Below are 24,024 nucleotides of genomic sequence, written 5' to 3'. Positions count from 1 at the left end.
AAAGCCACGGGTAAAAGCCCCTTTATTATAGACATCTCGAAAAAAAGTCAAAATTATATTGTCATTAGTTTGTAGGGTGCAGTCTTGAAGAATCCACCCAATTTGGTTTTAGATGAAGCTAACTCAGAGGTGGATAAGATTTCGATCAATTCTATTCCTTCATAAAGGACTGGGTTTAAGTGCCTCAGAGGATGTTTTAAAAGTGGTATGTTGTGATTTTAATCGAATTATTACCCCCCTTAATCCCCCCTTATAAAGGTGGGAAACAAGAAAATCTAGTTCCCTCACCTTTATAAGGGGAGGGTTAGGGTGGGGTAAAAAATATTTGATACATCAATCATGACTTTTAAAACATCCTCTCATCAGTCTGTCTGAATTAAGTCTTCAATCTTCAGATTCAGGACTCAAGACTTTGTTCTGTGGTAATATCAACTGCACGAAACCGCAAAAAGCCGTGGCTACTGTATTAAAATCTCATCGGGCATCAAGAAGGCGTAAACATTCAACGCATCCTCTCCAGCGCTTGCTTGAGTATGGACACCAGTATCGTAAACAAATTTGGCTGGCGACTACTTATTCTACCCTCAATAAATTTTTCGACTTGGCACCACCAGGCTTAATTGGCGTGGCAGTGGATGTAGTCGTTAAACAGCAGGATTCTATAATTGCCCAGTTAGGGGTACGCGATGTCTTTCAACAATTTTTGATTATTTCCTTCCTCACTGTCATCATTTGGATACTAGAATCTGTTTTTGAATACGCCTACGCTCGACTTTGGCGAAATTTAGCTCAGAATATTCAGCATGACTTGCGTTTGGATGCCTACAAACATTTGCAAGAGTTGGAATTAGCTTATTTTGAAGAACGTAGCACTGGTGGTTTAATGTCTATCCTCAGTGATGATATTAACCAATTAGAGCGTTTTTTGGATGGAGGAGCAAATGATATTATCCAAGTTTCTGCAACTGTTCTAATTATTGGCGCTGCTTTCTTTATTTTGGCTCCTAGTGTCGCGTGGATGGCTTTGTCACCAATGCCATTTATCCTCTGGGGTTCTTTTGCTTATCAACGACTGCTTGCGCCTCGCTACGCTGATGTCCGGGAAAAGGTTGGTTTCCTAAATTCGCGTTTGTCAAACAATATTAGTGGAATAACTACCATTAAAAGTTTCACTGCCGAAACTTATGAAGCCTCTCGTTTGGAATTAGATAGTGACGCTTATCGCCGCAGTAATGCCAAAGCAATTACTCTTTCTGCTGCTTTTGTACCGTTAATTCGGATGCTGATTTTGGTAGGTTTCACGGCATTACTCTTATATGGTGGGATGGCAGCAGTTTCTGGAGCCATGTCTGTAGGTACTTACAGCGTATTAGTATTTTTAATCCAGCGCTTGCTGTGGCCTTTAACAAGATTAGGCGAAACTTTTGACCAATATCAACGGGCAATGGCTTCTACTAATCGAGTCATGAATTTGTTAGATACTCCTATCGCCATTCATACAGGTGATGTGGCGTTACCTGTGAATGAAGTGCGCGGTGAAGTGCAATTTAAAAATGTTTATTTTGCTTATAAAGATAGATTTCCAGTAATTAAAAATCTGTCTTTGGATATTCCGGCGGGGAAAACCATTGCAATTGTCGGTTCAACTGGTTCTGGTAAAAGCACTTTAGTCAAACTTTTGTTGCGGTTATACGAAGTGCAAACAGGAAGCATTACTATTGATGGCATTGATTTGCAAAGTTTGAATTTGCAAGATTTACGCCGTTGTATTGGTTTAGTGAGTCAAGATGTCTTTCTATTTCATGGCACTGTAGCAGAGAATATTGCCTATGGTAGCTTTGAGACTACAGAGCAAGAAATTATCACGGCGGCGAAGATAGCCGAAGCGCACGAATTTATTATTAACTTGCCCCAAGGTTATGAGACAATTGTGGGGGAAAGAGGACAAAAGTTATCTGGTGGACAAAGACAACGGATTGCGATCGCACGCGCAGTCTTAAAGAATCCGCCCATTCTGATTTTAGACGAAGCTACCTCGGCGGTGGATAATGAGACAGAAGCAGCAATCCAGCGATCGCTAGAACGGATTACAGTAGATAGAACTACAATTGCGATCGCTCATCGTCTTTCCACTATCCGCAACGCCGATTGCATTTATGTCATGGAACATGGGAAATTAGTAGAGTCGGGCACTCATGAGCAATTGCTGGAGAAAGATGGAATTTATTCTAGCCTCTGGCGTGTACAGTCAGGTTTGAGATAAGTTTCGCCCATTGTTTTGTGTCTTCATTACGAATTATTTATGTTTTTTGGCAATAATCAACCAGAATCAGGTGATAACAAGTGGCGTGTCCAGTTGGATAGGTTTGTCAAAGCAAATCAGCAGGAATTAGCGGCGCTTTTTTGGGGATTGTGGTTAGCTAATGGTGACACTCAGGGTACTGTTGGTATTGATTTGCAACCAACGCCGCATTTTGTTTATTGTCCGAAAGAACAGATAGAGAATTTAAATATTAAAGTTGAGAATCGGCTGCAAGAAATTTTGGGAATTGTTGAAAATCACAAACCGGAAATAGAAGTTGTGATGATTGGGATTGGGAAGGGGGAAATTAAGTTAATTCAGTTTGCACCGGAACCAGCACCACCGATTTGTTTTGAGCAATCTGGGAAGGATGTAGATGGGTTATTGGATGTGCTGGAAGAGAGGATGAAGGAGGAGTTGAAGTTATAACTAACTAAGGCTTATTTATTTGTATAGCAGAGTCGTTTCTAATCTTCAGGCTTTTTAAAATGAGTCGTAATATTTCAGATATTATTCTCATTGGGCCAATTAGTACAGGTAAAAGCACACTTGGAAAACTCCTTGCTCATAAGTTAGGGATTCCGCAGTGTTCTATGGACGATGTACGATTGAATTATTATAAGGAAATAAATTATGATGAGGAACTGGCAAAGCAAATAAGAGAAAAAGAAGGATTTCCAGGTATTTATCGTTATTGGAAACCCTTTGAAGCTTACGCGGTTGAAAGAGTACTTTCGGAATATAGCAGTTGTGTTATTGATTTTGGTGCAGGCCATTCTGTTTATGAAGATGACGATCTTTTCAGACGGGTGCAACAAGTTTTAGAGCCATATATAAATGTTGTGTTGATTCTTCCTTCTCCAGATTTAGAAGAATCTATCCAAATACTTAACGAACGTAATGGTGAGATTGTTAGTAATGGGTTTGATTTGAACGAATATTTTGTTAAGCATCATTCAAATTATGATTTAGCAAAGTTTGTTGTTTACACAAAGGGTAAATCACCTGAAGAAACACGGGATGAGATACTTAAAATTGTAAAACTTTAAAACTGATTACTTATTCTTTAGTTTTAAGTGTTTTTTTTAGATGGATTACAACTTTAGGAAACCTTTTTGAGGCTACGCTATAATACCGCGATGAATATCTAATTTTATGTTTTTAACGCAAAGGTACGCGGAGGGAAGCGCAGAGGAACACAAAGGAAGATAATTTATCAATCAAGGAATCAATAACTTCTTGCGTAGCCAGCAATTCTTCCTCGGAAGTTATGGAACGAGGAGGAAAAGATTTGAGTAATTTAATATACGTTTTAGTAACACGTGTTTCAGGGATCATTTTGCCAGATATCTGATAGTTTCAATCCCTAATAGAGATTTTAAATTATTATAACTTTCACGTGAGAGAAAATATTCTAATTAGGGAAACCTAACAACAAGTGTGACGTGTGCTAGGATACCCGCTTTATTTTGCCTTTCTGGGCTAAAACCAGAGGTTAGTCAAACTCCTGTGAGGTTTTATGAAAGAGATAAAAAATAAAATTACGAATAAGTTAGAACGACTATTAGAACAATGGCTAGTACCTCGTCTGGTACGGTGGGGAGAATATCTAGAAACCAAAATCAGGCGCTACAAGCATCAAGAATTGAAGAGTCAATTAAAATTTTGTGGCTCAGGTTTACGATTTAAGCGAGATATTACAATTGACCATCCACAAAATGTATCTCTGGGAAATAAAGTCTACATCGGCCCGGATGTCTTATTAGATGGTCGTGGGGGAATCACAATTGGCGACAACACCACGCTTGGATTTAACGTTATTATCCTCTCTGCAAATCACGACTATCAAAGTAATGATTTGCCTTATGAACATAATGTCTACATCCATAAACCTGTTGTCATCGGCCGCAATGTTTGGATTGGCGGAAATGTCTTAATTATTCCGGGAGTTACTATTGGAGATGGTGCAATTGTGGCGGCTGGTACGGTTGTAACTGCTAATGTTGAACCTTTAGCAATTGTTGGGAATCAACCGATGAGAATAATTAAATACCGCGATAAAGAACATTATGAACAACTCGCTAACAAGCAAGAAAATCAGGATATCTCGTAATTATTACAAAATAGTAGGGTGGGCATTTTACCCAGATTTCTCACGATACTGTAGGCAGGGGAGTGTGCGGGGTCAGATTTCTTCCCCAACCTCCCACACCTCCCACACTCCTTGATTTCTTACTTGTGAGAAATCCAGGTTTAATGCCCACCCTACTTACCTAAACTAAGGCTGGCGTATTTGCAGGCTTGACTTGAGGTGTAGCAACCATCCGCATTCCGGCTGGTGTAGCGACAGTTAATCCACGGCGTACAGGACGCACAGGACGTTTATTAACTAGCGATACTTGAAAGTCAGATAGAACAGTTGCTAAGACAATTTTCATTTCATACTGGGCAAATGCCATCCCAATACAGCGACGATTACCGCCACCAAAGGGTAAATATTCATAAGGTGAATATTGTCTTTCTAAAAAACGTTCTGGTTTGAACTGCTTGGATTGTGGATAAACTTCTTCTCGATGATGCGCTAAATAAATACTGGGGATTATTACCGTTCCCTCTCGCAGTTCGTAGCCCATAATTGTAATTGGGGTTTTCACAATCCGGGGGAAAGCAGCCATGACAATTGGGTAAATTCGTAGTGTTTCTTGGCAAACTGCTGTCAAATAGGGCAATTTACCTACACTACTCAAATCGTGGTTAACTCCAATGGTGTTGAGTTCCTTTAGCAACTTCTCACGCACCTCTGGTAAACGATCAATCCAGTAAAAAGCCCACGTTAATGAAGAAGCGGTAGTTTCATGTCCCGCTACTAGCAGTGTCATTAACTCGTCGTGTAATTCTTCATCTGACATCCCTTGACCATCGTCGTAACGAGCCGCCATCATCAAACTTAGGATATCTTGGCGATTTTGATCGGTTTGGGCGCGACGTTCTCGAAGTAAAGCATAAATCAGTCGATCAATTTTTTGCCGTTGTTGCAGAACCCAACCCCAGGGACTCCACGCACCGAAATCTTTTTGCATGAACTGGAAAAAGAAGGCGCTGGACATTAGGGGCGAAGTGATGAAGTCTAATAAGTCACTTAGCGATCGCCTTAGTTCTTCAAAAAGCTCTCCCTCATTCAAACCAAAGACAACCCGCAGAATAACACGCAAGGTAATTTCTTGCATCGACTCACGGATCTTAAAAGGCTTACCAATTTGCCATTCATGACTCACCTGTTGGGTTATTTTCCGAATATCCTCACCATAAGCCCGCATCCTTTCGCCATGAAAGGGGGGAGCTAATAGTTGCCGTTGGCGCTGGTGGCGATCGCCATCTGATAACATAAAGGAGCGATCGCCAAGTAAAAATCTTAGTCCTGTGTTTCCCCTCCCAACCTCAAAATGCCTCGAATCAGCAGTAAAAATCTGCTCAAGTGCTTGGGGTTGACTAAAATACACAAGATGGTTATCAGAGCTACTACTCCTGATGGTGAAAGTGTCACCATAGGTTTTGGCAAAATCATCGACATATTTCACTGGCTGAGTAATAAACTTGATCATCCGCAACCAGCGCGGCATTTGAGGCCCATCAGGCAGATTGTAAGTTACTGTCATAGAAGTTTGTAAATTTGATGGCTTCTGAATTTTATTGTTACGACTTTTCATGTTATTTAAGGTTACAGAAAGCGGTATATTCATGATTGGGGACTAGAGACTGGAGACTGAGAACTGAAAAGAGAATAATAAAAACTCTTGTACAGATGCGATTAATTGCGTCTTTACTCCTAACTCAGCACTCCTAACTCAGCACGGGCTAAACGCCCCGCTAGCGCTAACAAGAGGCAGCATCGGAAGCAAGCAGTGCCAAAAATCATCGCTATTCTCAACGGTAAAGGAGGAGTCGGCAAAACGACTACCGCAGTCAATCTGGCTGCAAACTTTGCGAAGAAAAAAAAGGTGTTGCTGATTGATGCAGATATTCAAGGTTCTGCCAGCTGGTGGTTTGGGCGCAGTCAGCAGGGAATGGGATTTGATTTATCTCAAGAAACAGATCCCAAGCTTTTAAGTGATTTAGGAAAGATAACAGGTTACGATTTAGTAGTGGTGGATACGCCTCCCGCGCTGCGCTCTGAAGCATTAGTGGCGGTAGTTGCGATCGCAGATTATCTAGTTTTGCCTACACCCCCATCCGCAATGGATTTAGCTATCCTCGTGGAAACAGTCAAGGAAGCCGTCATCCCCGTGGGAACCCCCCATCGGGTACTGCTAACTAAAGTCGATACGCGCAGCATTGGGGAAGCGCTAGAAGCAAAAAACACTCTCACTAGATTAGGTATTCCTGCTTTTAATACCTTTATCCGTGCTTATAAGGCTCATGAACGAGCGGCGCTTGAGGGTGTAGCGATCGCTCAATGGCGAGGAAGTAATGCACGAGAGGCGGAGTTAGACTACCGTCGTGCAGCTGATGAATTACAGCGTGATTGGAGAAAATAATAATGGCTAGGAAACAAAGTCTCTCTGACTTACTACAAGAAGAGGCACAAAAATTTACACCCCCAGAAGGTGAATCTGCGATCGAAGTTACAGCACAAGCAATTACCGAAGAACAGGCTTCATCTGATGAAGAATCCTCAGCACAAACATCTGAGTCAAATTCTACTAAGCGCACAAGCCCAACTAAAGCTGATTTAGAAGCAACTGTTAAAGAGTTGACAAGTAATTTAGAAGCAAGCCACAAAAAAGAAGCATCTCTTGGACAAGAAGTTGCTGATTTGCAATCAAAATTATCTAAACAAAAAACATTTGCATCAGAACAGAAATCATTACTAGAACAACTAACAAAAGAACTTGAAGAAACCAAAAAAACAGCACTGCAACTTGCAGAAGCGAATTCCAAGCTGATAGAAGAAATTAATGCTTTAAAACAAACAGCAGAAGATAATTCTAAAAAACTTGTGGTCAAAGAAAGTACTGCTATCAAACCAGTCAAAGACCATTACAATCCACTTAACTACAAAAAATCACATCGTTCATCGGAAACGCTAGCTCAAAATCAACCACAAAATCAACCAAATGAGTATCCTGATAGTTCTAATGAGATGTGGTTACTTGACTAGAGTTGATATCAGTTCTTTGTGAAACTGTACAAAATCAGGTTTTGTAAAACAAGGGGCTTAAGCTCCTTGTTCTATGCAACTCCACAGGTAATCGATATTATACTTAGTAAATAAAAAACTGCTTTAAACTCGAAAGTTTAAAATATGCTGCGCGGTGATTTGTGGTTGTTCCAAGTGCGGGAGATGACCACAATCTTGAATCCAGATGAGATTGCTGTGTGGAATTGCACTTTTAAACTTTGTGGCATCCTTAGTACCCAAAATCTTATCGGAATCGCCCCACAAAATTAGTGTTGGTTGCACAATTTTTGATAAAATATCAAATCTAAAAGCACTATAACCACCACTTTTAGTAAAAGCAATCAAAGCTTGATTCCAACTGGGCATTTGGAGATGTAACGCGCCACAACATAAAGCATCGACAGAAGCAAGACTTTGATTTTTATATCCAATGCGAGAAACGCGATCGCGCACCTTTAGATTACTCAAAAATTGAGTTGCGAAATAATCTAATGGGGGGAACATGAATTTACTTAACGGTGAACCACCAGCCAACCCCGCACTATCAATTAACACTAGCTTTTTTACAACTTCCGGGTAAGTCAGCGTAAAATCAATCGCCGTCGCACCCCCCATCGAAGCGCCCACTAAAATTACAGGTTGCTTAATTAAGCTTTTCCAAAAATAATAAAGATGGGTTTTAATCGCAGTTGGGCTATAAGCAATTCCTGAGAGTCTATCTGTAAACCCAAAACCCAACAAATCTACAGCCCACGTTTCATTATCTCTAGAGAGTAGTGGCAAAAGCCGCCGAAATTCTAATACAGAACTGTCAAAGCCATGAATTAATAAAATAGGAGTTCCACCACTCCCCTGCTTGACATAAGTTGTGGTAACTGGTTGATTAATTAAAGGAGTAGCGATCGCAGCAGTTTGAATACTCTGAGCTAGTGCGATCGAGGCAGATTCTGTCAGTTGCCCAACTGCTTGAGGAAGAAAATTCGGAAACATAAATTTCAGTTTATCGTATTAGCTTGCTTTGGCGCATCGCTGATTTTGTTAAACAACAAAATTACACAAACTAATCTGCTCAAGTATTATTTGTAATATATAAAATATAGTTTAGCAGCTAATCAAAATATTCTAACTCTTGTACAGACGCTATTAATCGCGTCTCTCCTAATTCCCACCACCAAAGAAAATTTTGCAAAATGTCAAAATTGGGACTAAAGCCACGTACAATTGATATCGCCTATCCCTTATTCCAGGAGCTAATGCCATGCCAATGGCGGTTGGCGTAATTGAAACTTTAGGTTTTCCTAGTGTTTTAGCCGCAGCAGATGCAATGGTCAAAGCTGCCGCAGTTACGATTGTGTATTATGGTCAAGCTGAAAGCGCACGTTTGTTAGTCGCCGTCCGGGGACACGTTTCTGAAGTCAATAGAGCTGTTGAAGCCGGAATCGTAGCTGGAGAGCAAGTCAAGGTTGGTACAGTAATTACCTACTACGTTGTTCCTAATCCCCCGGAAAATGTGGAAACCATATTACCAATCCATTTCACCGAAGAATCAGAACCTTTCCGCATGTTCTAAGCAATTTTGCTATCAAAATCTGTAGCGAAGCTTCGTACAATTAGCTTATAGCCCCCATATCGTTTATTCATACAGGAGATTAATAATGTCATTACAGGCAGTTGGAGCACTTGAAACGAAAGGTTTTCCTGCGGTGCTAGCAGCAGCAGATGCAATGGTAAAAGCTGGTCGAGTCACTCTTGTTGGATATATTAGAGTGGGTAGCGCCCGTTTTACAGTTAATATTCGTGGCGATGTTTCTGAAGTAAAAGCTGCTATGGCTGCTGGTGTTGAAGCCGCAGAAAATGTTTTTGGCGGTACACTTGAATCCTGGGTAATTATTGCTCGTCCCCATGAAAACGTTGAAGCTGTTCTGCCAATTGGTTACACAGAACAAGTCCAAGGGTATCGAGAATCTGTAGAAAATCCGATTGTTAGATCGAACAATCGATAGATTCAACCCTCTGCGGGGAAATTCAAAACGAAGAATCTCTACAAATGAATTTATTGAGAAGTCTATTTTAAGGCTTCTGACCATTAAAGCTTTTGAGGGTTGCATTCTTTCTGTTATTAGATTTTGCAGAAGTTGAATTTTGAAGCAGAGGGAAAGCAACAATCACAGTCAATAGTCAAAATCAATCAATATTGACTGTTGACTATTCATTTTTACTAATTTAAACGTTTTATATAACGTCTTACTAAATATCCTTTTAAACACTAATTTACGTATATAAACCTCATCTATGTTGAAACCTAGAGTTTTTTAAAAGATATATTTATGTAGGTTGGGTGAAGTGAAACGCAACCCAACATTACCACCTTATTTATGTTGGGTTACACTATCGCTGCACGCAACCTACAAAACTACGGTTCTTAAGGTAGACGAGGTTTACATTTAGATAAAATAAAAATATATTAAGAAATTTAACTTAATACTATTCAGTTAAGGCTCGCTCCTCCTCCCTAATTACCCTTAGAAAGGACGGAATTAAGCTCATTTTAAGAGGGTCGGAGGGCTTTTATAGAGCAAAATCTTATGAACACCAAGCGTATTAAGATTTAACTAAGTATTTTCCTACGTAAAGGATTGTAGGGGGTTGAAACTTATACGGGTGAAATAACGTCTGACATTGAGTTAAATTAGATTCGTTCCTGGTATCTGTTACAAAATATCAGATTTCCCCGACCCATCTCATGCAAAGGTGTATCCTCACCACTCTAGGCAGATTTCTGTTCTTAGTTAAAAAACATAACTTTACAAAAAGCTTAAATTAACAAACTTGCTCTAAATGCTTCATTTACAAGGGTTTTGGGTATTTTGGAATTGAAAGGAAAACATCAATGTAGAAATTTCTGCATAATTCTAGTGAATTAAGACGTAATAAGAGTAGAAACACTGAGCTATTTTCATGAAACTCATGAAATCTGGGGCAGCTGCCAGTTAACAATTAGGTGGGATAAATGGGGGTTGTGATGCAAACTTCAAAATTGAGTTTCGAGGAATGCAATCTCAGTATGACAACAGATATGGAAAAACTGGCTTTAGATTGGCAAAAGCGCTTGGCTACTGAATGTCCAGAGCAAAATGAAGCTGCTAGGCAAAGTATTATTCTCTGGCTATTTGGATCTGACTCAAAACGGTTTGATCTGTTAAACCCGAAGGAACTTGAGATCGCCAAACAAGCGATGGAATATCGCTGGAGGATTTTACGTCAACGTTATTTGGGGTTTGGGCGAGAACGTGCTTATCGCAACTTGATAACGCGACTAGGGAGTTTAGTGACATTACGGAATAAGATTCAGACTTGGGTTTCCCTCAGCCGCGATCGCCAGCGCAGTGTGATGGATGTATTGCAAGAAGTACTCCAAGAATTACTGCAAACTGATGCCTACATGCAGCAACAAATGGCTGATCTTGCCAAATATACAAGCGATAGGCGATTGGCGGATGCTCTGCTATTTGCCAGTGTAGAAGAATATTGTTTGCGGCCAGTACGCAATCAACCCCTATTAGCTTACCGGTTTGTAAATTACTTGCGTCGCACTCAGCGCGGTGGCTTAACCCAAGTGCCTGGTCGTGACATGATTAGACTGGTGTCAGAAGAAGTCCTCACCGACGACAGTGACAATCGAGTTAACTTAGTAGATAGTCAGGCGATCGCAGAATATCAAGAAACACAACAACTAGAAGAACAACAGTCCCTACGTCAGTCCGTCCAAAAAGAATTTGAAAATTATTTACAAGAAAATCTCGGAAAAGACGCAGTAGAATGGCTAAGACTGTATCTGCAAGGTAAGTCCCAAGAAGAGATCGCCCAAAAACTGGATAAGCAGACTAAAGAAGTCTACCGTCTGCGAGAAAAAATTAGTTACCATGCTGTGCGTGTTTTTGCCCTCAAAAATAAACCAGAGCTAGTAGACAGCTGGCTCTCAATTTCCTTACAAGAACATAATTTAGGGTTAACGCAAAACCAATGGCAACAACTTGATGAAAAATTGACTCCTCTGGGGCGGCAAATCCTAGATTTGCGGAAAGTAGGTAACTCAATAGAAGCAATAGCTCAACAGTTAAAACTCAAAACCCATCAAGTATTAGGCGAATGGACAAAAATTTATCTTGCAGCCCAAGCTTTAAGAACCCAAGAGTAGCCAATTCAGGCGGCGGGAGACAAGGCAAATGGGGAGTGGCGAAGTGGAGGAGTAGGGAAAGTAGGGGATTAGGGTAAGAAGAAGTATTAATTATTTGCCCAATGCCCAATGCCCACTTCTCAGTATTATCCCCAATCTATCATCTAAAATTCATCTTCTACTTACGTCTACTTAAGTATATATAATTGAAATTTTAACAATCAAACAAAGTATCTTTATTAACTACTTACTCAATTAGAGGCAAAATATAAATAAACACCACGCAATCAAACCTATGTTGTCTTCCGAGGGCGAACTAAATGATACCGCAGCAAATGCACAGCAAATCCTAACTGCCACTCAAACTAGATGGGAGGAAGGAGGGGAACGCGAGCAAATGTTCCAACTGATTGATAATCTTTTATCCTTTGAAGCTTGCCTCTACCATCAGATTTTGCCCTTGGGATTAGAAGACAAAAACCTCTTGCTAGGTATGGTTTATCCACAAGACAGTGAGGCACTAGATTATGTAGGTCGCATTTTGTCTTATATCAATTGCACGATGGTGATTGAGGCGATCGCAAGCGACTCTCACCGCAGAATATTATCAGCCTACCTCAACCATAAGAATACATCTCAACTAGATGCAAAACTTGTGCATGAGTCAACAGAGGACTTTCTCCAACAAAATACTGACAAACCTATTCCCTCCCTAAATGCCGACTCAGAATCAAATCAGCACCCCCTATTGATGCCGTTTCAGACACAAAAGCGTCAACATTCTGGACAGCGTGTAGACTTGCCTCCTATCCCAGAGCTAGATCAATCATCTCAAACTCTAAGGAGTCAAGAGGGCGAGACATCTGTTGCAGTAGCAAACAATCTACCTATTTTACCTACACAAGTTCCTGAATTACTTACTCCCATTGAGTTGCTACCAACACTGCCACCCAAAAAATTACTAGAGGAATTACTAGGGCGAATTCTGGGTGGGGGAATCGGCCGGCTGTATTTAGAAAGACAAGCTTACGAAGGCAGGATACTTTGGAGTGATAATGGAATATTGCAGTCTGTATTAGACAAGTTGCCGCTCTATGTTTTCCAAGGAGTACTGAATGAATTAAAGCGGTTTGCCTCCCTACCTCTCATCACGCTTGCAGAACCAAAACAGGTAGAGAAGGAATATGTATATCAAAAAAACCGCTTGTTATTACGCTTGCGAGTTATGCCGGGAACCTACGGTGAAGAGGCAACACTCCAAGTCTTGCGGGGAGCAGCATTAAAATTCTATCAGCAACAACAATTGATGCGTCTGGGACGTGATGCTTTAGGAATTTCTCAGCAACTAAGTTTCAAATTACATGAACTACAAGAACGGCTTTTGTTGAATCCTATCCTTGACTCTCAGCAATCAGAGGCTTTAGCTACACTGAATCAATTAGTGAAAAATTTAGACCAACAGATCAAAATACTGGCAATACATAGCAATCCACCAACAGACAGCAAATTATAGGTCTGTCAGTGAAAGCGCTGATTTCGATCGCGTACATAATTGTTATGTTGTAATGAGACTTTAGACCGATCAACCTTACAAGGTTCATCTCAAATAAATACAAATTTTGCGATCGTACTCTGAGTAAGATTACGATTTAAACAAACTTATAGTATCAAAGTTAGTTTCCCGCTCTTGAATCCATTTGTTGCAAATATTTCATGCTAACTGAGGTTTTTAGTGAACTTTTCCCCTTGATGAGTACAGCCAACCCACAGACCTTAGAATGGCTGCTCAACGTTGCAATTGAACATGAATATCCATCGGGGCGAGCCGTTGTGATGGAAGATGCCTGGGGTAATGCCGTTTACTTCGTGGTTTCTGGGTGGGTCAAAGTCCGGCGTACTGTCGGGGACGATTCAGTGGCTTTGGCAATTTTTGGTCGTGGCGATTTTTTTGGAGAAATGGCAATTTTAGATGAATCTCCACGCTCAACTGATGTCATTGCCCTTTCACCCGTGAAGTTGCTTAGTATCTCCAGAGAGCGTTTTATTCAAATATTGTTTAAAGACCCACAGTTACATCACCGGATGCTGCAACTGATGGTGCGGCGATTGCGGCAAATTAACCAGCGATTACAAATGCGGTCTTCACCACCAGCAGTCAAACTCGCTCATACCCTAGTAACTTTAGGTGAAAGTTATGGTCAGGAATCAGACTTAGGAAGAGAAGTTTTTAACATTCCTTTTAAAGATTTAGCAGAGGTAACAGAAATCGGTGTTGAAGAAACCACCAAAATCATGGAAAAGCTGCATGAAAAAGGGTGGATCAAAATTGATAGCGCCAATAACATTACTTATCTTGTGAATCTCAAGCAGTTGATAAACTTGGCTGGCAAAGTGTGATTACTTTAGCTGAGATAATCCATCATAGGTAGGGGTTTCTGAAAAAGAAAGAAGAGGTTGTACTGTCTTGGGAAATAAACGGTGTAATATACTTGGTCACAATATTGACTGCATCTTATAGTGTCGCGCATTCATCACCTAAATAATTGACGTAATTATCTCTTTCATCATCTGTAACTTTTTGATTACCTAGAATAACTTGAGATTTATCCCATATTTTGGCGTAATTGTTCCAGAATTATTTATTAATTTCAACGTTGGATGGCTGCATTGGTAAATCCCGTTAGTCGTAGCGGTAATATCTAAATTGAACAAGATTAGTACTATCTCAGCTTTTCAGAATTTTTTTCTCAGAATTTCTTGAAACCACTCTTCAATGCGATCGCCCATAGCTTCTAAAGAATATAGAGTTTCTGCTTGCTGGCGACAAGTTTGTCGGTCAATTTTATCCAAATGCTTAATAGCTTCTACTAAACCTTGAACACTATCAGGTTCCACCAAAAAACCAGTTTTTCCTTCCTGGACAATTTCTGTTAAACCACCGCGACGATAAGCAATTAAAGGTACTCCACAAGCAAGCGCTTCTATTGCTACATTTCCAAATGCTTCTATCCAACGAGGAGTTACTAAAAGTACTTGACATTTACCTAGCTCCTTTTGTAGCTCAAGCGTTGGTAAAAATCCTACATATTCTATAGGAGCATTTGGGTATTCTTGACAAATTTTTTCCCAATAAGATACATCCTGTTTTAATCCGAATATTTTCAATTTAATGCCAGTGATTTCTGCTGCTGCTACTGCATCTTCTAGCCCTTTCTCAGGAGCTATCCTACCTACCCACGCCAAGCTCTGAGTTGGTTTCTGGCAAAATTGATAAATAGATAAATCCATGCCATTTAACAGACAAATACACCGTTCTGCAAATGTGAAAGTAGCTGCCTGTGTTTGGCTGTGAACACCAATACTATCAGGAAAATTGATTGCTACTTGTTCAATAATCTCATCCATTACATCTGTCAAAGAACCCATACTGATCAGATGTGCGATCGGACAATTAAAAAATGGTGTTAAATAGAGTGGCAACCAATCATAAGCAAAATTCACAATCAAATCATAATCAGTTTGGACTTGACGAGCATGATCCCACATATTCGCTAAAACAGAATTTTTATGCAGCAAAATTGGATCGCTACGACTCTGATTTTGCGCTGGTATCTGTATTAGTTCACCGGGAATTTCTCTAATCGGTAATGAATTGCTGATAGATCCCTGCGGTGCAACAATTTCTAATTTATGTCCTCGCCGCAGCATCTCTGTAGCAATATTAGATAAAGTCAACTCTACTCCGCCTCCCAATCCTGAACCTAGCGGGCCCATTGGAGTAGACATAAATAATAATTTATGGTACATTTCCGTCGTTAATCTATTTTTATCAACATCCTTTTTTCAGCTAAATAACTTGTTTAGCAAGTTTCGCTATGGCTCCACCCAAAAAATATGTAATTAAATTCAACTCTGCTTACGGTAGCAGCGAGTTGTAATTAAGTAAGGGTGAAAAACCTCTAAAAATTGACTCTGAAGTGTATGAAAAAATGTTTCTACTACTTTATGATCGTCTAAATGAAAAGGAAATTCTTGATTGAAACCTTTAAAAAAATACCAATTCACTATCATTTTACCCTCAGAATTCAAAGATTGATAAAATTCTAATAACTGCTGGCTAGGGTCTGACAAATGTTCTAAAACATCAAAACACAAAATAGTATCAAATTTTTCTTTTGTAGGCATTTCAAGACTACAAATTATTTTTTCCCCCAGTCCCATTTTCTCTGCTCGATACTGAACAAAATCACGATTAATCGGATTAATATCATAATAAATAACTTGCTCCACTTGTGGACAAAGAGCAGCACCAAGGGTATGAGTTCCTATCCCTCCACCAAAATCTAACACTCTTCCTTGGGCACAATCTGCAATCAACTGCAACATATCCCCAATATAAGCATAACTTGATAGATGCCAAGCCCCCAATTCAAACAAGTAAAGTTCTCCTACTTTCTCACGATAGAAAGCAGTTGCTTCTTCCCAATTAAAATCTTTGCGCCCTAAGTTTTTTATTTCCTCTTGTCCTGCTGCTAACTTTGTCTCTATGGTTCCTGGATCTAAATGTAAAAAACCTTGTAAATGATCTTTTAAGTCAAATGAATTTTCTAAAAAGCTACTTAAGAAAGAAGGCGCAGTAGAGTTAACCATAAAATTTATATCACAACGAAATCAACGTATTCTATTATAGAATAGATATATACCGCTTTAACTTATTAACACTTGTAAACATCGATAAAAAGTGTAGTATATTTGAGCAATAGTTTCTAAAAAATAGGGATTTTCATGAAGATTGCCTTAGTTGCTGGAGGCTATATTCCTGCACCTCCCTTATCAAGTTCTATTTTGACTCTCATCCAAGAGTATAAATATTTTTTAGATAAGCTTGGACATCAAGTAGATATTTTTAATAATAAAGATGTCAATGAAGTTATAGATAAAATCAATAATGGAAATTATAATTTTGTACATTTACACGCTTATAAATTTGTTAGTCAATTCAATAAAAGCCTAGAACAAAAATATTGTTTTAGTTGTCATAATGGCTATTTTTTTAAACAAGATAAATGGGAAGAAGATTTTAAAGAAGGATTTCAACATTACCTAAATGCACCTGGTATAATTGCCCTTTCTAATCCAACAAAAAATACTTTTATTAAAGCAGGCTATTCTGGATATATATCAGTGCAAATAAACGGTATTGATACTCAAAAATTGAATTTCAAAGAAGAAGGAAATAATAAAGCTATTTGTTTGGGTTGGATTCAACCGAGAAAGCAGCAGAGATTGCTAGCAGAAACGATTGATGGTAAGTTAGGATTAGATTTTGTTGGGCCTTTAGATGACCCTAATTTTAAAGAAGGAACCACGACAAAATATTTAGGTATCTGGAGTTTAAAACAAGTTTATAATAATCTCACAGATTATAATTGTTTAGTTTTAATTAGTAATGGAGAAATTGCACCGCTTGTAGTATTAGAAGCAATGGCAGCAGGTTTATGTGTCGTTGTTTCAGAATCGGCTAGTGCTAACTTACACTCCAAAGAGTTTATTAAAGTTTTGCCAGATGATATATTAACTAATGCTACCGCCGAAAATAAAAAAATTGTTTGTGACACAATTATTGATTTAATTGATAAAAATAAATCTTTTCGCCAAGAAATTGTAGAATATGTCAGGGAAAATTTTGATTTTAGTCACATCATCAAAAACTATATTCACATAATTGACGATTTTAGCAAGTTTGATTATTAGTAAGCCATCAATCAGTAACTGTGTATGCCTAAGACTGCATCACAGGAATAGGCATGAGGTTAGCAGCAAAAATTAGGATATTTAAGGAAAAATTAATCATGAATAAAGAAACGATAGAATTTATTGACAGAGCATTGTTAGCAGATGGAGATTATGTTTCAGTTGGGCTTGAAATTATCAAACCAGATAAATGTTTTCCCAATATGATTGTAGAAGATATAAATACTTCTGATTTGCATTCTCTAAAACGTGAAATTCCTCATAACCTGTATGTAGATAAAAGAGAGACAGATATAGGATTTCTTAGTCGGGATGAAGCACATATTCTTTATAATACCGCTCATAAGTTTAGGGATAAAAAAGTATTAGCTATTGGCTGTTGGTATGGTTGGTCTGTCTGTCATCTGGCATTAGCAGGAGTAAAATTAGATGTAATTGATGCTCTATTAGCCAGAAAAGATATTTATGAAAGTGTAACTAACTCTTTGCGATGTGCAGGTGTCCTGGACTCAGTTAATCTAGTAAGTAGTAATATTCCCCAAAAAATAGAGGAGTTAGCCGAACAATTACAACGCAAGTGGTCGTTGATTTTTATTGACGGAACTAATGAAGCTATAAATCCGCTCAATTATGCAATTATCTGCGAACAATTAGCAGAGACAGAAGCTTTTATTCTATTTAATAACTTAAATTCTCCCGATGTTACCCAAGGCTTAGATTACTTAAAGCAAAAAGGGTGGAACACAATGATTTATCAAACAAGACAGATTATGGGAGTTGCTTGGCGTGGCAATATTGAGCCAGTCCAACATCAGCCAGATCCAAATGTTAATTGGAGTGTACCGGAGCATTTGCAAAACTATCATGTAAGTGAATTATCATCAGATTCAGTAAATGAATTTATGGAAATTATTACTGCTATCCGACCTTATACCTTATTGGGCGAAATACGCTTATTTTCACTTTACTCTCTAGCAAAACAAATTTGTATAGAAGATATTCCCGGAAATTTTGTTGAATGTGGAAGTTATAAAGGGGGAGCAGCAGCACTTTTAGCATCTGTAATTAAGCGATACAGCTTGCGCCCACGTCTACTTTATGCATGTGATACTTTTGAAGGAATGCCCGAACCGACGGAGATAGATATATATAATGGAATACCTGCAAATGAAACTGGGTTTGGAGTTGGCACTTTAAAAGCTCCAATTGGAGAAAATATACAAGCGATTTGTCAATTGTTAACAGTCCAAGATATTGTTGTACCTGTTAAGGGTTTGTTTGCTAATACATTGCCTCAGTATAAATCAGAGATAGGCAATATTGCTTTTATGCACGCTGATGGAGACTGGTATGAATCAACAATGGATATCTTCAATACGCTCTATGATAGCGTTGTTATTAATGGGATGATTCAGGTGGATGACTACGGACATTGGGATGGTTGTCAAAAAGCCTTACATGACTTTGAGCGTTTGAAAGGGGAGAAATTTAATTTGCATCGAATTGACTACACTGCGGTGTGGTTTAAGAAGGGTTAAATAATATTTAACAGCCCAATACTTTTAGAAGGGTGTCACTTAAATTTTTGAGTTATGTATTGGTCTGTTAAATATCTGCCTAAGTTTTATTCAATTTGGATAAATCCGGTATTTTTTTACCAGACTAAAGTACAATCTTCAGGATCTAATATGCCAACTTCTTTATTGACTCTGATTGTGGGAATGATTTTAATTAACTCTTCTTTTGTATATGAATTAAAATCTTCTGGATTGATTTCATTGTATGTAATATAACCTTTAGTGGCAGAAAGAAACACCTTTTCTAGATAAATATCTTGTATTTCTCGCCTCAGTTCCGTGAAGGCATAATTGCTAATTACAAGATCATAATTTTCTTTAGGTAATTCATTCATTGTCTTATAGACTAGCGTCGTGTTTAATGGGTAATGATCTAAATATCTTTGAGCTAGCATTAGCACTGGTTTTAGATCAACCAACGTATAGGTTTTTACCTTAAAATAACTACTGACAATTCTACATAGCCCTCCATAACCAACTCCGATTTCACATATATTTAAGTTGTCTAGAGTGCCAAATTCAGATTCTAAATCTGACAAAATTTTTATGTATCGCAGGGTAGGTGGTGCGATTGTACCAATGCCTTCGTAATCAAAAACTATAGGATTGCCAATCCGATCATTTTTAAGAAATTCATTAATCTTACTCAATACCTTAGAGGAAGAATTTTTGGTTGCTTCCAGATACTCTAATCCTTGACCAAAGTCGTCGTGTTCTAATGCGATCTTGTATATTTCATTGCGACGAAAATCTTTAAATATGGAAGAATCCAAGCTAGCTTTTAAACAGAATTCAGGATAGTCAATATTGTCAGTCAGGCTGGTTTGTAAAACCTTATCTTGGGAGTTCATGCTTTCTAATTTCCTTATTTAGGCATAACTATTTATTCAACTTAGTTGCCCAGCTAGTCTATAAATGAAGAGTCATAAGTCACTTATAAATAAAAGCTGAATACAGAAGAGTCTATGAATAGTTCTTCTATAAGCTACCAAGCAGATACTGTGATAGAGGTCGATGCTTAATAGTTCTCTTACCTCAGAGTTTAGTTACAAAACTGACCTCAACTCTTACGTGTAAAATTACCATACATCAGCTAGAGATTCAATATTTTGGATAAAACAACCCAAATACTCTCTATGACAGCGTTCTCGCTAATGGTATAATTATAATGCTGATGAGTAACTACGGTTATTGGAAAAATTATTATACCAATTATTTCTGAAACTGCACAAAATCAAGGTTGGTCACACTTGGGTTTTAGTCACAAAGTCTGACAAACCTCACAGGTAATCGGGATCAGAAAGCTTTACATGAGTTTGAACATTTGAGAGGTAAGCAATTTAACCTTCATCAAATTGCCTACACTATGGTGTATTTTAAAAAGAGTAAATTGATAGATACTAAACACATATAAAAATAGATTCAAGATATAAACATAAATACTTACATACGGAGTTTTTAGTTTCATGATTATCAGTCTATAAATTTATCTATAAAGTCTTACATCATCCTTTATTATTCATGATTTTATATTTTACTTTTCATCCTTCAGATAATGCAATTGATTAACTACTTGGCATGAACTTTACTCTTTTTAAATCCCAAATTCAAAAAACTTTCCGCCAGATGACCAATTCTGCTTGGCGGCTTTCGCTGGTAGGAATTATTCTGAGTATATTTTTAATGTTCTTATATGGTTGTCAGGGGACATTCCAGAATAATGATAGAGTAATTAATCTGAGTTTATGGCAATCAATAAATCCTCCTGCTAATCGGGATGTGTTTAACAAACTAGTAAATAAATTTAATCAAACTCATACTGGTATCCAAGTAGAATCTATCTTCATAGGTCAACCCCAATTGCCAAAAATATTAACAGCAGTTGTGGGCAATACACCTCCAGATATTCTGTCATTCGATCCTCAATTGACAGGTCAGTTTATGGAACTAGGGGCAATTCGACCTTTAGAAGAATGGCTGGACAAATTGCCATTGAAGTCGGAAATTAGCCCCAACCTATTGGAGGAATTAAAATTAGACGGTCATCTTTGGTCAATTCCACTTTACACGAGCAATCTAGGGATTTTTTACCGACCTAAACTTTTTCAAGCTGCGGGAATTACGCAAATTCCCAAAACTTGGGAAGAGTTAAGGGAAGTCGCCAAAAAACTGACCATAGATCGGAATGGTGATAATAAACCTGAACAGTACGGAATGTTGCTGCCTTTAGGAAAGGGAGAATGGACTGTATTTAGTTGGTTTCCTTTTTTATTGGGTGCTGGCGGCGAGGTAGTGACAAATAACCGTCCGAATTTAACGAATCAAGCAGCTATTAGTGCCTTGCAATTCTGGCAAAACCTCATGAAAGATGGATCAGTAATGCTTTCGCCTCCAGAACGTGGTTATGAAGAGGATGCTTTTATCGCTGGCCGGGTTGCGATGCAAATCACAGGGCCTTGGACTTACATCATGAAGTCTAATGTTGATTATCAAGTTTTCCCTATACCTGTAAGTGTTGAGCCTGCTACGGTGACAGCGACGGGAATATTGTATCTAATGAAGACCACGCCAGCAAGAGAGAAAGCAGCACTCAAATTTTTGGAGTATGTTTTGAGTGAAGACTTTCAAAAAGAATGGAGTGTCGGAACGGGTTTTTTACCAGTTAATATCAAAGCTGGTCAAAGTGAAGCTTTTAAGGAATTTATTAGCAAAAAACCAGTTTTAAAAGTATTTATGGAGCAGATATCTGTAGCACTTCCTCGACCAATTATTGCTGGATATAGTCGTCTTTCTGACAGTCTTGGTCGAGCGATCGAGGCGACATTACTAGGTGAGTCTGCCGAAAAAGCACTCAAGGCGGCACAAGAACGTTTAGAACTTATTTGGGATGACAAATGAAAATCCTGAAGAAACTCTAGTTTAGCGATGTGGATTTCTTTTTAATGTACACAAACCAATTGCTGGTATAGCTCCCAGTATGACTGCCGTAAGCCCTTGTCCACTCCAATACAATATAAAATTACGGCTTGCTTCTGGAATCAGATTTTGCACCAGAAAAAGCAACCAAACCAAAATAGTAATTAATAAGAAAGCAATTGAGGGTAAAAAATTCCACCACCAAATACCTGCTGTATATCGCCTCAGTACCAGCCATTGGCAAAGCCCTAGCCAAACACCCGAAATTATATATGCGATCGCAGATAAGAATCCGAAAATAAAAGTTTCTTCAGGTGATGATGAGGCTATGGATGAAATGTAGTTAATCCAGGCTGTAGAAACACCGTTGGCAATCAGCCAACCGACGCTAGTCGCAAATAGCCATTGTAAACCCGGTAAATATCGGTAAACAATCAGGGCTTGGTCAGCAGCAAAAATTACGGCAAATACAACGTTACTGAGACTTCTGACCAAAATACTCCATGTTTGTGCCTGGAGAGCAATACTCGGTGAGCTTTGGAGAATAATTTTTTCTAAGGCGATACTGGCAACGCCACCCACAACCCATCCAATCAGGGTCATTAAGGTAAACTGAATAAAGAACCTCTGTCGCTGCGATCGCGGAATCAAAAAGTTTCCTGAATTAAGCTCGTTTTTAGCAGATCCAACACGATCGGGACTATTAGAGTCAGTTTCCATAAGAAATTAGGGTAGCGAGGGAATAGGGAGATTAGGAAGATAGGGAAGCAGGGAGAATGACTAATGCCCACTCCTCAGTTAAATATTGATTCTTGTTTTATCCTATTTCTTACTCGTCAGTCCCTATTTTCTATTATTTGCCACTCTCCAAAAGCGAGTCTATTATGTCAATAATGGCAGTTGATTCTCAATAAACTGTGAGCTAATCTCATTAAATTAAGCTTATTGCTAAAAGGTTAAGAGTCGCCCGTCATAGATATATGCCTAACACAACGCCAGTTGCTACCATGTGGGAATGCTAAGAGCGTAGCTTGCTTCTCCGTAGGGGTACAAGTCGGTATCACCCAACGCAGTGGCTTCCCTACAGAAATTTTATTTTTACTTTATAAATAATAGACCTCTTGCAAAAAAGTTTTGTGGTATGATTGAGGGCTGACTAAATCCAAGAGAAATTTAGGCTTCTTTTTGAACTTCATAATTATAAATCCCAGCAATTAAATGACAGCGCAATCCAAAACGTTTCCTACGATTGCGGTAGCGCTGACTTAAAATCCGAAAAACTTTTAAACGCCGATTAACATGTTCAATCACTACTCGGCGACTCGCTAAAGCGCGGTTGGATTGCTTTTGTTCCTTGGTTAACTTACCTCCTTTAGGTTTCTTCTGAGGTAAGTGACTATTAGTGTGTAATTTAGAAATTCCTTGGTAGCCACTGTCTTCTAAGCTTTCGGTTTCGGAGTGAAAACGAACCTTACTCTCTACAAATAGTTTGTAGTCATGTTTGCGGCCAGAACCGTTTACAATACAACGAATTTCTTGGGTTGTTAGGTCAATTATCAATTGAGATTTGAGAGTATGCCGTTTTTGTTTACCACTATAAAAGCGTTTTTGCCCGTGTTTCGGACGTTCAATTTGACTCTCTGTTACATCCATCACAAGCTGTTTTCGGTTTCTGTGATGAGATCAACAAGGACTTTTTTCCTCCTAAACGGAATTTTCCAGAACTGATTAATGTGCTTTCAACCCAATGTACTATCCGGCAAACCGTTGATTCTGATACTTGCCAGTCACTAGCAATGTGGAAGTAAGTCCGATATTCTCTCCAATACTGTAGGCAAACTAAAGCTTGGTCTTCCAAGCCTAGCTTGTTCGGATAACCTCGTGTTTGCTTAAAACTGGTTGTATGTTCTAATACCTTAACCATCTCATCGAAAGTACGTCGTTGTACCCCGACCAAACGTTTGAACTGCCGATTCGATAACTTTTTTGTTTGCTCGTATCGCATAAGTAGTATTGATTCAAGCGACAAAACTTTACATCATACCATAAAATATTTTTGCAAGAGGTCTAATCTTTTAACCTTAGTTGCGATCAAGAGTAATCTTAGATGCGTTTGTCC

The 24,024-nt window shown here is 38.7% G+C and carries 21 protein-coding genes; 14 read left to right on the top strand and 7 right to left on the bottom strand.

Annotated elements, in window-relative coordinates; translation table 11 throughout:
- Positions 1-454: 454 nt before the first annotated feature.
- From FD724_RS19965 to FD724_RS19950, 4 genes are all read left to right on the top strand, one after another.
- Entirely contained in the window at positions 455-2,263 is a 1,809-nt protein-coding gene (locus FD724_RS19965; RefSeq protein WP_179073823.1) for an ABC transporter ATP-binding protein, read from the top strand.
- A 39-nt stretch (positions 2,264-2,302) separates the two neighbouring features.
- Entirely contained in the window at positions 2,303-2,731 is a 429-nt protein-coding gene (locus FD724_RS19960; protein ID WP_179073822.1) for a hypothetical protein, read from the top strand.
- A gap of 59 nt (positions 2,732-2,790) precedes the next feature.
- Complete coding sequence (locus tag FD724_RS19955) at positions 2,791-3,351, top strand: shikimate kinase (RefSeq protein ID WP_179073821.1); 561 nt, start codon at positions 2,791-2,793, stop codon at positions 3,349-3,351.
- Positions 3,352-3,821: 470 nt separating this feature from the next.
- Complete coding sequence (locus tag FD724_RS19950) at positions 3,822-4,415, top strand: DapH/DapD/GlmU-related protein (protein WP_179073820.1); 594 nt, start codon at positions 3,822-3,824, stop codon at positions 4,413-4,415.
- Between the two features lie 160 nt (positions 4,416-4,575).
- Here the strand turns inward: FD724_RS19950 and FD724_RS19945 are convergent, their stop codons facing one another.
- Complete coding sequence (locus FD724_RS19945; protein ID WP_179073819.1) at positions 4,576-5,958, bottom strand: cytochrome P450; 1,383 nt, start codon at positions 5,956-5,958, stop codon at positions 4,576-4,578.
- Positions 5,959-6,204: 246 nt separating this feature from the next.
- Between FD724_RS19945 and FD724_RS19940 the strand changes: the two genes are divergently transcribed.
- Both FD724_RS19940 and FD724_RS19935 read left to right on the top strand, forming a co-directional pair.
- On the top strand, positions 6,205-6,837 hold the full coding sequence (locus tag FD724_RS19940) for a ParA family protein (RefSeq protein WP_012409272.1): 633 nt from the start codon (positions 6,205-6,207) through the stop codon (positions 6,835-6,837).
- Between the two features lie 2 nt (positions 6,838-6,839).
- The gene (locus FD724_RS19935; RefSeq protein WP_114081361.1) at positions 6,840-7,460 is read left to right on the top strand and encodes a hypothetical protein; all 621 of its coding nucleotides are present in this window, start codon (positions 6,840-6,842) and stop codon (positions 7,458-7,460) included.
- Between the two features lie 123 nt (positions 7,461-7,583).
- Here the strand turns inward: FD724_RS19935 and FD724_RS19930 are convergent, their stop codons facing one another.
- Positions 7,584-8,471, bottom strand: a complete 888-nt coding sequence (locus FD724_RS19930) for an alpha/beta fold hydrolase (RefSeq protein ID WP_114081362.1) — start codon at positions 8,469-8,471, stop codon at positions 7,584-7,586.
- 268 nt (positions 8,472-8,739) lie between these two features.
- On the opposite strand from FD724_RS19930, the gene FD724_RS19925 reads away from it, so the two are divergent.
- The 5 genes from FD724_RS19925 to FD724_RS19905 all read left to right on the top strand — a co-directional run bounded on the left by FD724_RS19925 (position 8,740) and on the right by FD724_RS19905 (position 14,055).
- Positions 8,740-9,051, top strand: a complete 312-nt coding sequence (locus FD724_RS19925; RefSeq protein ID WP_069069150.1) for a BMC domain-containing protein — start codon at positions 8,740-8,742, stop codon at positions 9,049-9,051.
- Positions 9,052-9,136: 85 nt separating this feature from the next.
- The gene (locus tag FD724_RS19920) at positions 9,137-9,484 is read left to right on the top strand and encodes a carbon dioxide-concentrating mechanism protein CcmK (protein WP_069069149.1); all 348 of its coding nucleotides are present in this window, start codon (positions 9,137-9,139) and stop codon (positions 9,482-9,484) included.
- A gap of 1,007 nt (positions 9,485-10,491) precedes the next feature.
- On the top strand, positions 10,492-11,679 hold the full coding sequence (locus FD724_RS19915; protein ID WP_114081363.1) for a HetZ-related protein 2: 1,188 nt from the start codon (positions 10,492-10,494) through the stop codon (positions 11,677-11,679).
- Between the two features lie 274 nt (positions 11,680-11,953).
- Complete coding sequence (locus FD724_RS19910) at positions 11,954-13,171, top strand: pilus assembly protein PilB (protein ID WP_179073818.1); 1,218 nt, start codon at positions 11,954-11,956, stop codon at positions 13,169-13,171.
- Positions 13,172-13,371: 200 nt separating this feature from the next.
- A complete protein-coding gene (locus FD724_RS19905; RefSeq protein ID WP_012409279.1) occupies positions 13,372-14,055 on the top strand; it encodes a Crp/Fnr family transcriptional regulator in 684 nt (227 codons plus the stop codon).
- Between the two features lie 336 nt (positions 14,056-14,391).
- On the opposite strand, the gene FD724_RS19900 is transcribed toward FD724_RS19905, so the two are convergent.
- Together FD724_RS19900 and FD724_RS19895 are read right to left on the bottom strand one after the other, a co-directional pair.
- A complete protein-coding gene (locus FD724_RS19900) occupies positions 14,392-15,465 on the bottom strand; it encodes a glycosyltransferase family 4 protein (RefSeq protein ID WP_179073817.1) in 1,074 nt (357 codons plus the stop codon).
- A gap of 99 nt (positions 15,466-15,564) precedes the next feature.
- Positions 15,565-16,308 carry a bifunctional 2-polyprenyl-6-hydroxyphenol methylase/3-demethylubiquinol 3-O-methyltransferase UbiG gene (locus FD724_RS19895; protein WP_179073816.1) on the bottom strand — a complete coding sequence of 248 codons (744 nt, stop codon included), beginning with the start codon at positions 16,306-16,308 and terminating at the stop codon, positions 15,565-15,567.
- Positions 16,309-16,443: 135 nt separating this feature from the next.
- On the opposite strand from FD724_RS19895, the gene FD724_RS19890 reads away from it, so the two are divergent.
- Positions 16,444-17,412, top strand: coding sequence for a glycosyltransferase family 4 protein (locus FD724_RS19890; protein ID WP_179073815.1), 969 nt, complete (start codon positions 16,444-16,446; stop codon positions 17,410-17,412).
- Positions 17,413-17,510: 98 nt separating this feature from the next.
- Positions 17,511-18,950, top strand: coding sequence for a TylF/MycF/NovP-related O-methyltransferase (locus FD724_RS19885; RefSeq protein ID WP_179073814.1), 1,440 nt, complete (start codon positions 17,511-17,513; stop codon positions 18,948-18,950).
- Positions 18,951-19,066: 116 nt separating this feature from the next.
- On the opposite strand, the gene FD724_RS19880 is transcribed toward FD724_RS19885, so the two are convergent.
- On the bottom strand, positions 19,067-19,840 hold the full coding sequence (locus FD724_RS19880) for a putative sugar O-methyltransferase (RefSeq protein ID WP_179073813.1): 774 nt from the start codon (positions 19,838-19,840) through the stop codon (positions 19,067-19,069).
- A gap of 727 nt (positions 19,841-20,567) precedes the next feature.
- Between FD724_RS19880 and FD724_RS19875 the strand changes: the two genes are divergently transcribed.
- Positions 20,568-21,887 (top strand): ABC transporter substrate-binding protein, encoded by a 1,320-nt coding sequence (locus FD724_RS19875; protein WP_179073812.1) that lies wholly within the window; start codon positions 20,568-20,570, stop codon positions 21,885-21,887.
- Positions 21,888-21,908: 21 nt separating this feature from the next.
- Here the strand turns inward: FD724_RS19875 and FD724_RS19870 are convergent, their stop codons facing one another.
- Both FD724_RS19870 and FD724_RS19865 read right to left on the bottom strand, forming a co-directional pair.
- Positions 21,909-22,625, bottom strand: a complete 717-nt coding sequence (locus FD724_RS19870) for a hypothetical protein (protein ID WP_179073811.1) — start codon at positions 22,623-22,625, stop codon at positions 21,909-21,911.
- Between the two features lie 453 nt (positions 22,626-23,078).
- Positions 23,079-23,910 (bottom strand): IS5 family transposase gene (locus FD724_RS19865; RefSeq protein ID WP_372726494.1). Its coding sequence is split into 2 segments (ribosomal slippage): positions 23,079-23,573 and positions 23,575-23,910, totalling 831 coding nucleotides; the frame shifts between segments, so codons are not numbered across the junction.
- Positions 23,911-24,024: the final 114 nt, after the last annotated feature.

The organism is Nostoc sp. C057, from assembly GCF_013393925.1.
GTDB lineage: Bacteria > Cyanobacteriota > Cyanobacteriia > Cyanobacteriales > Nostocaceae > Nostoc > Nostoc muscorum_A.
The sequence above is the reverse complement of the archived record's forward strand: the minus strand, read 5'-3'. Positions and strand labels throughout refer to the sequence as shown.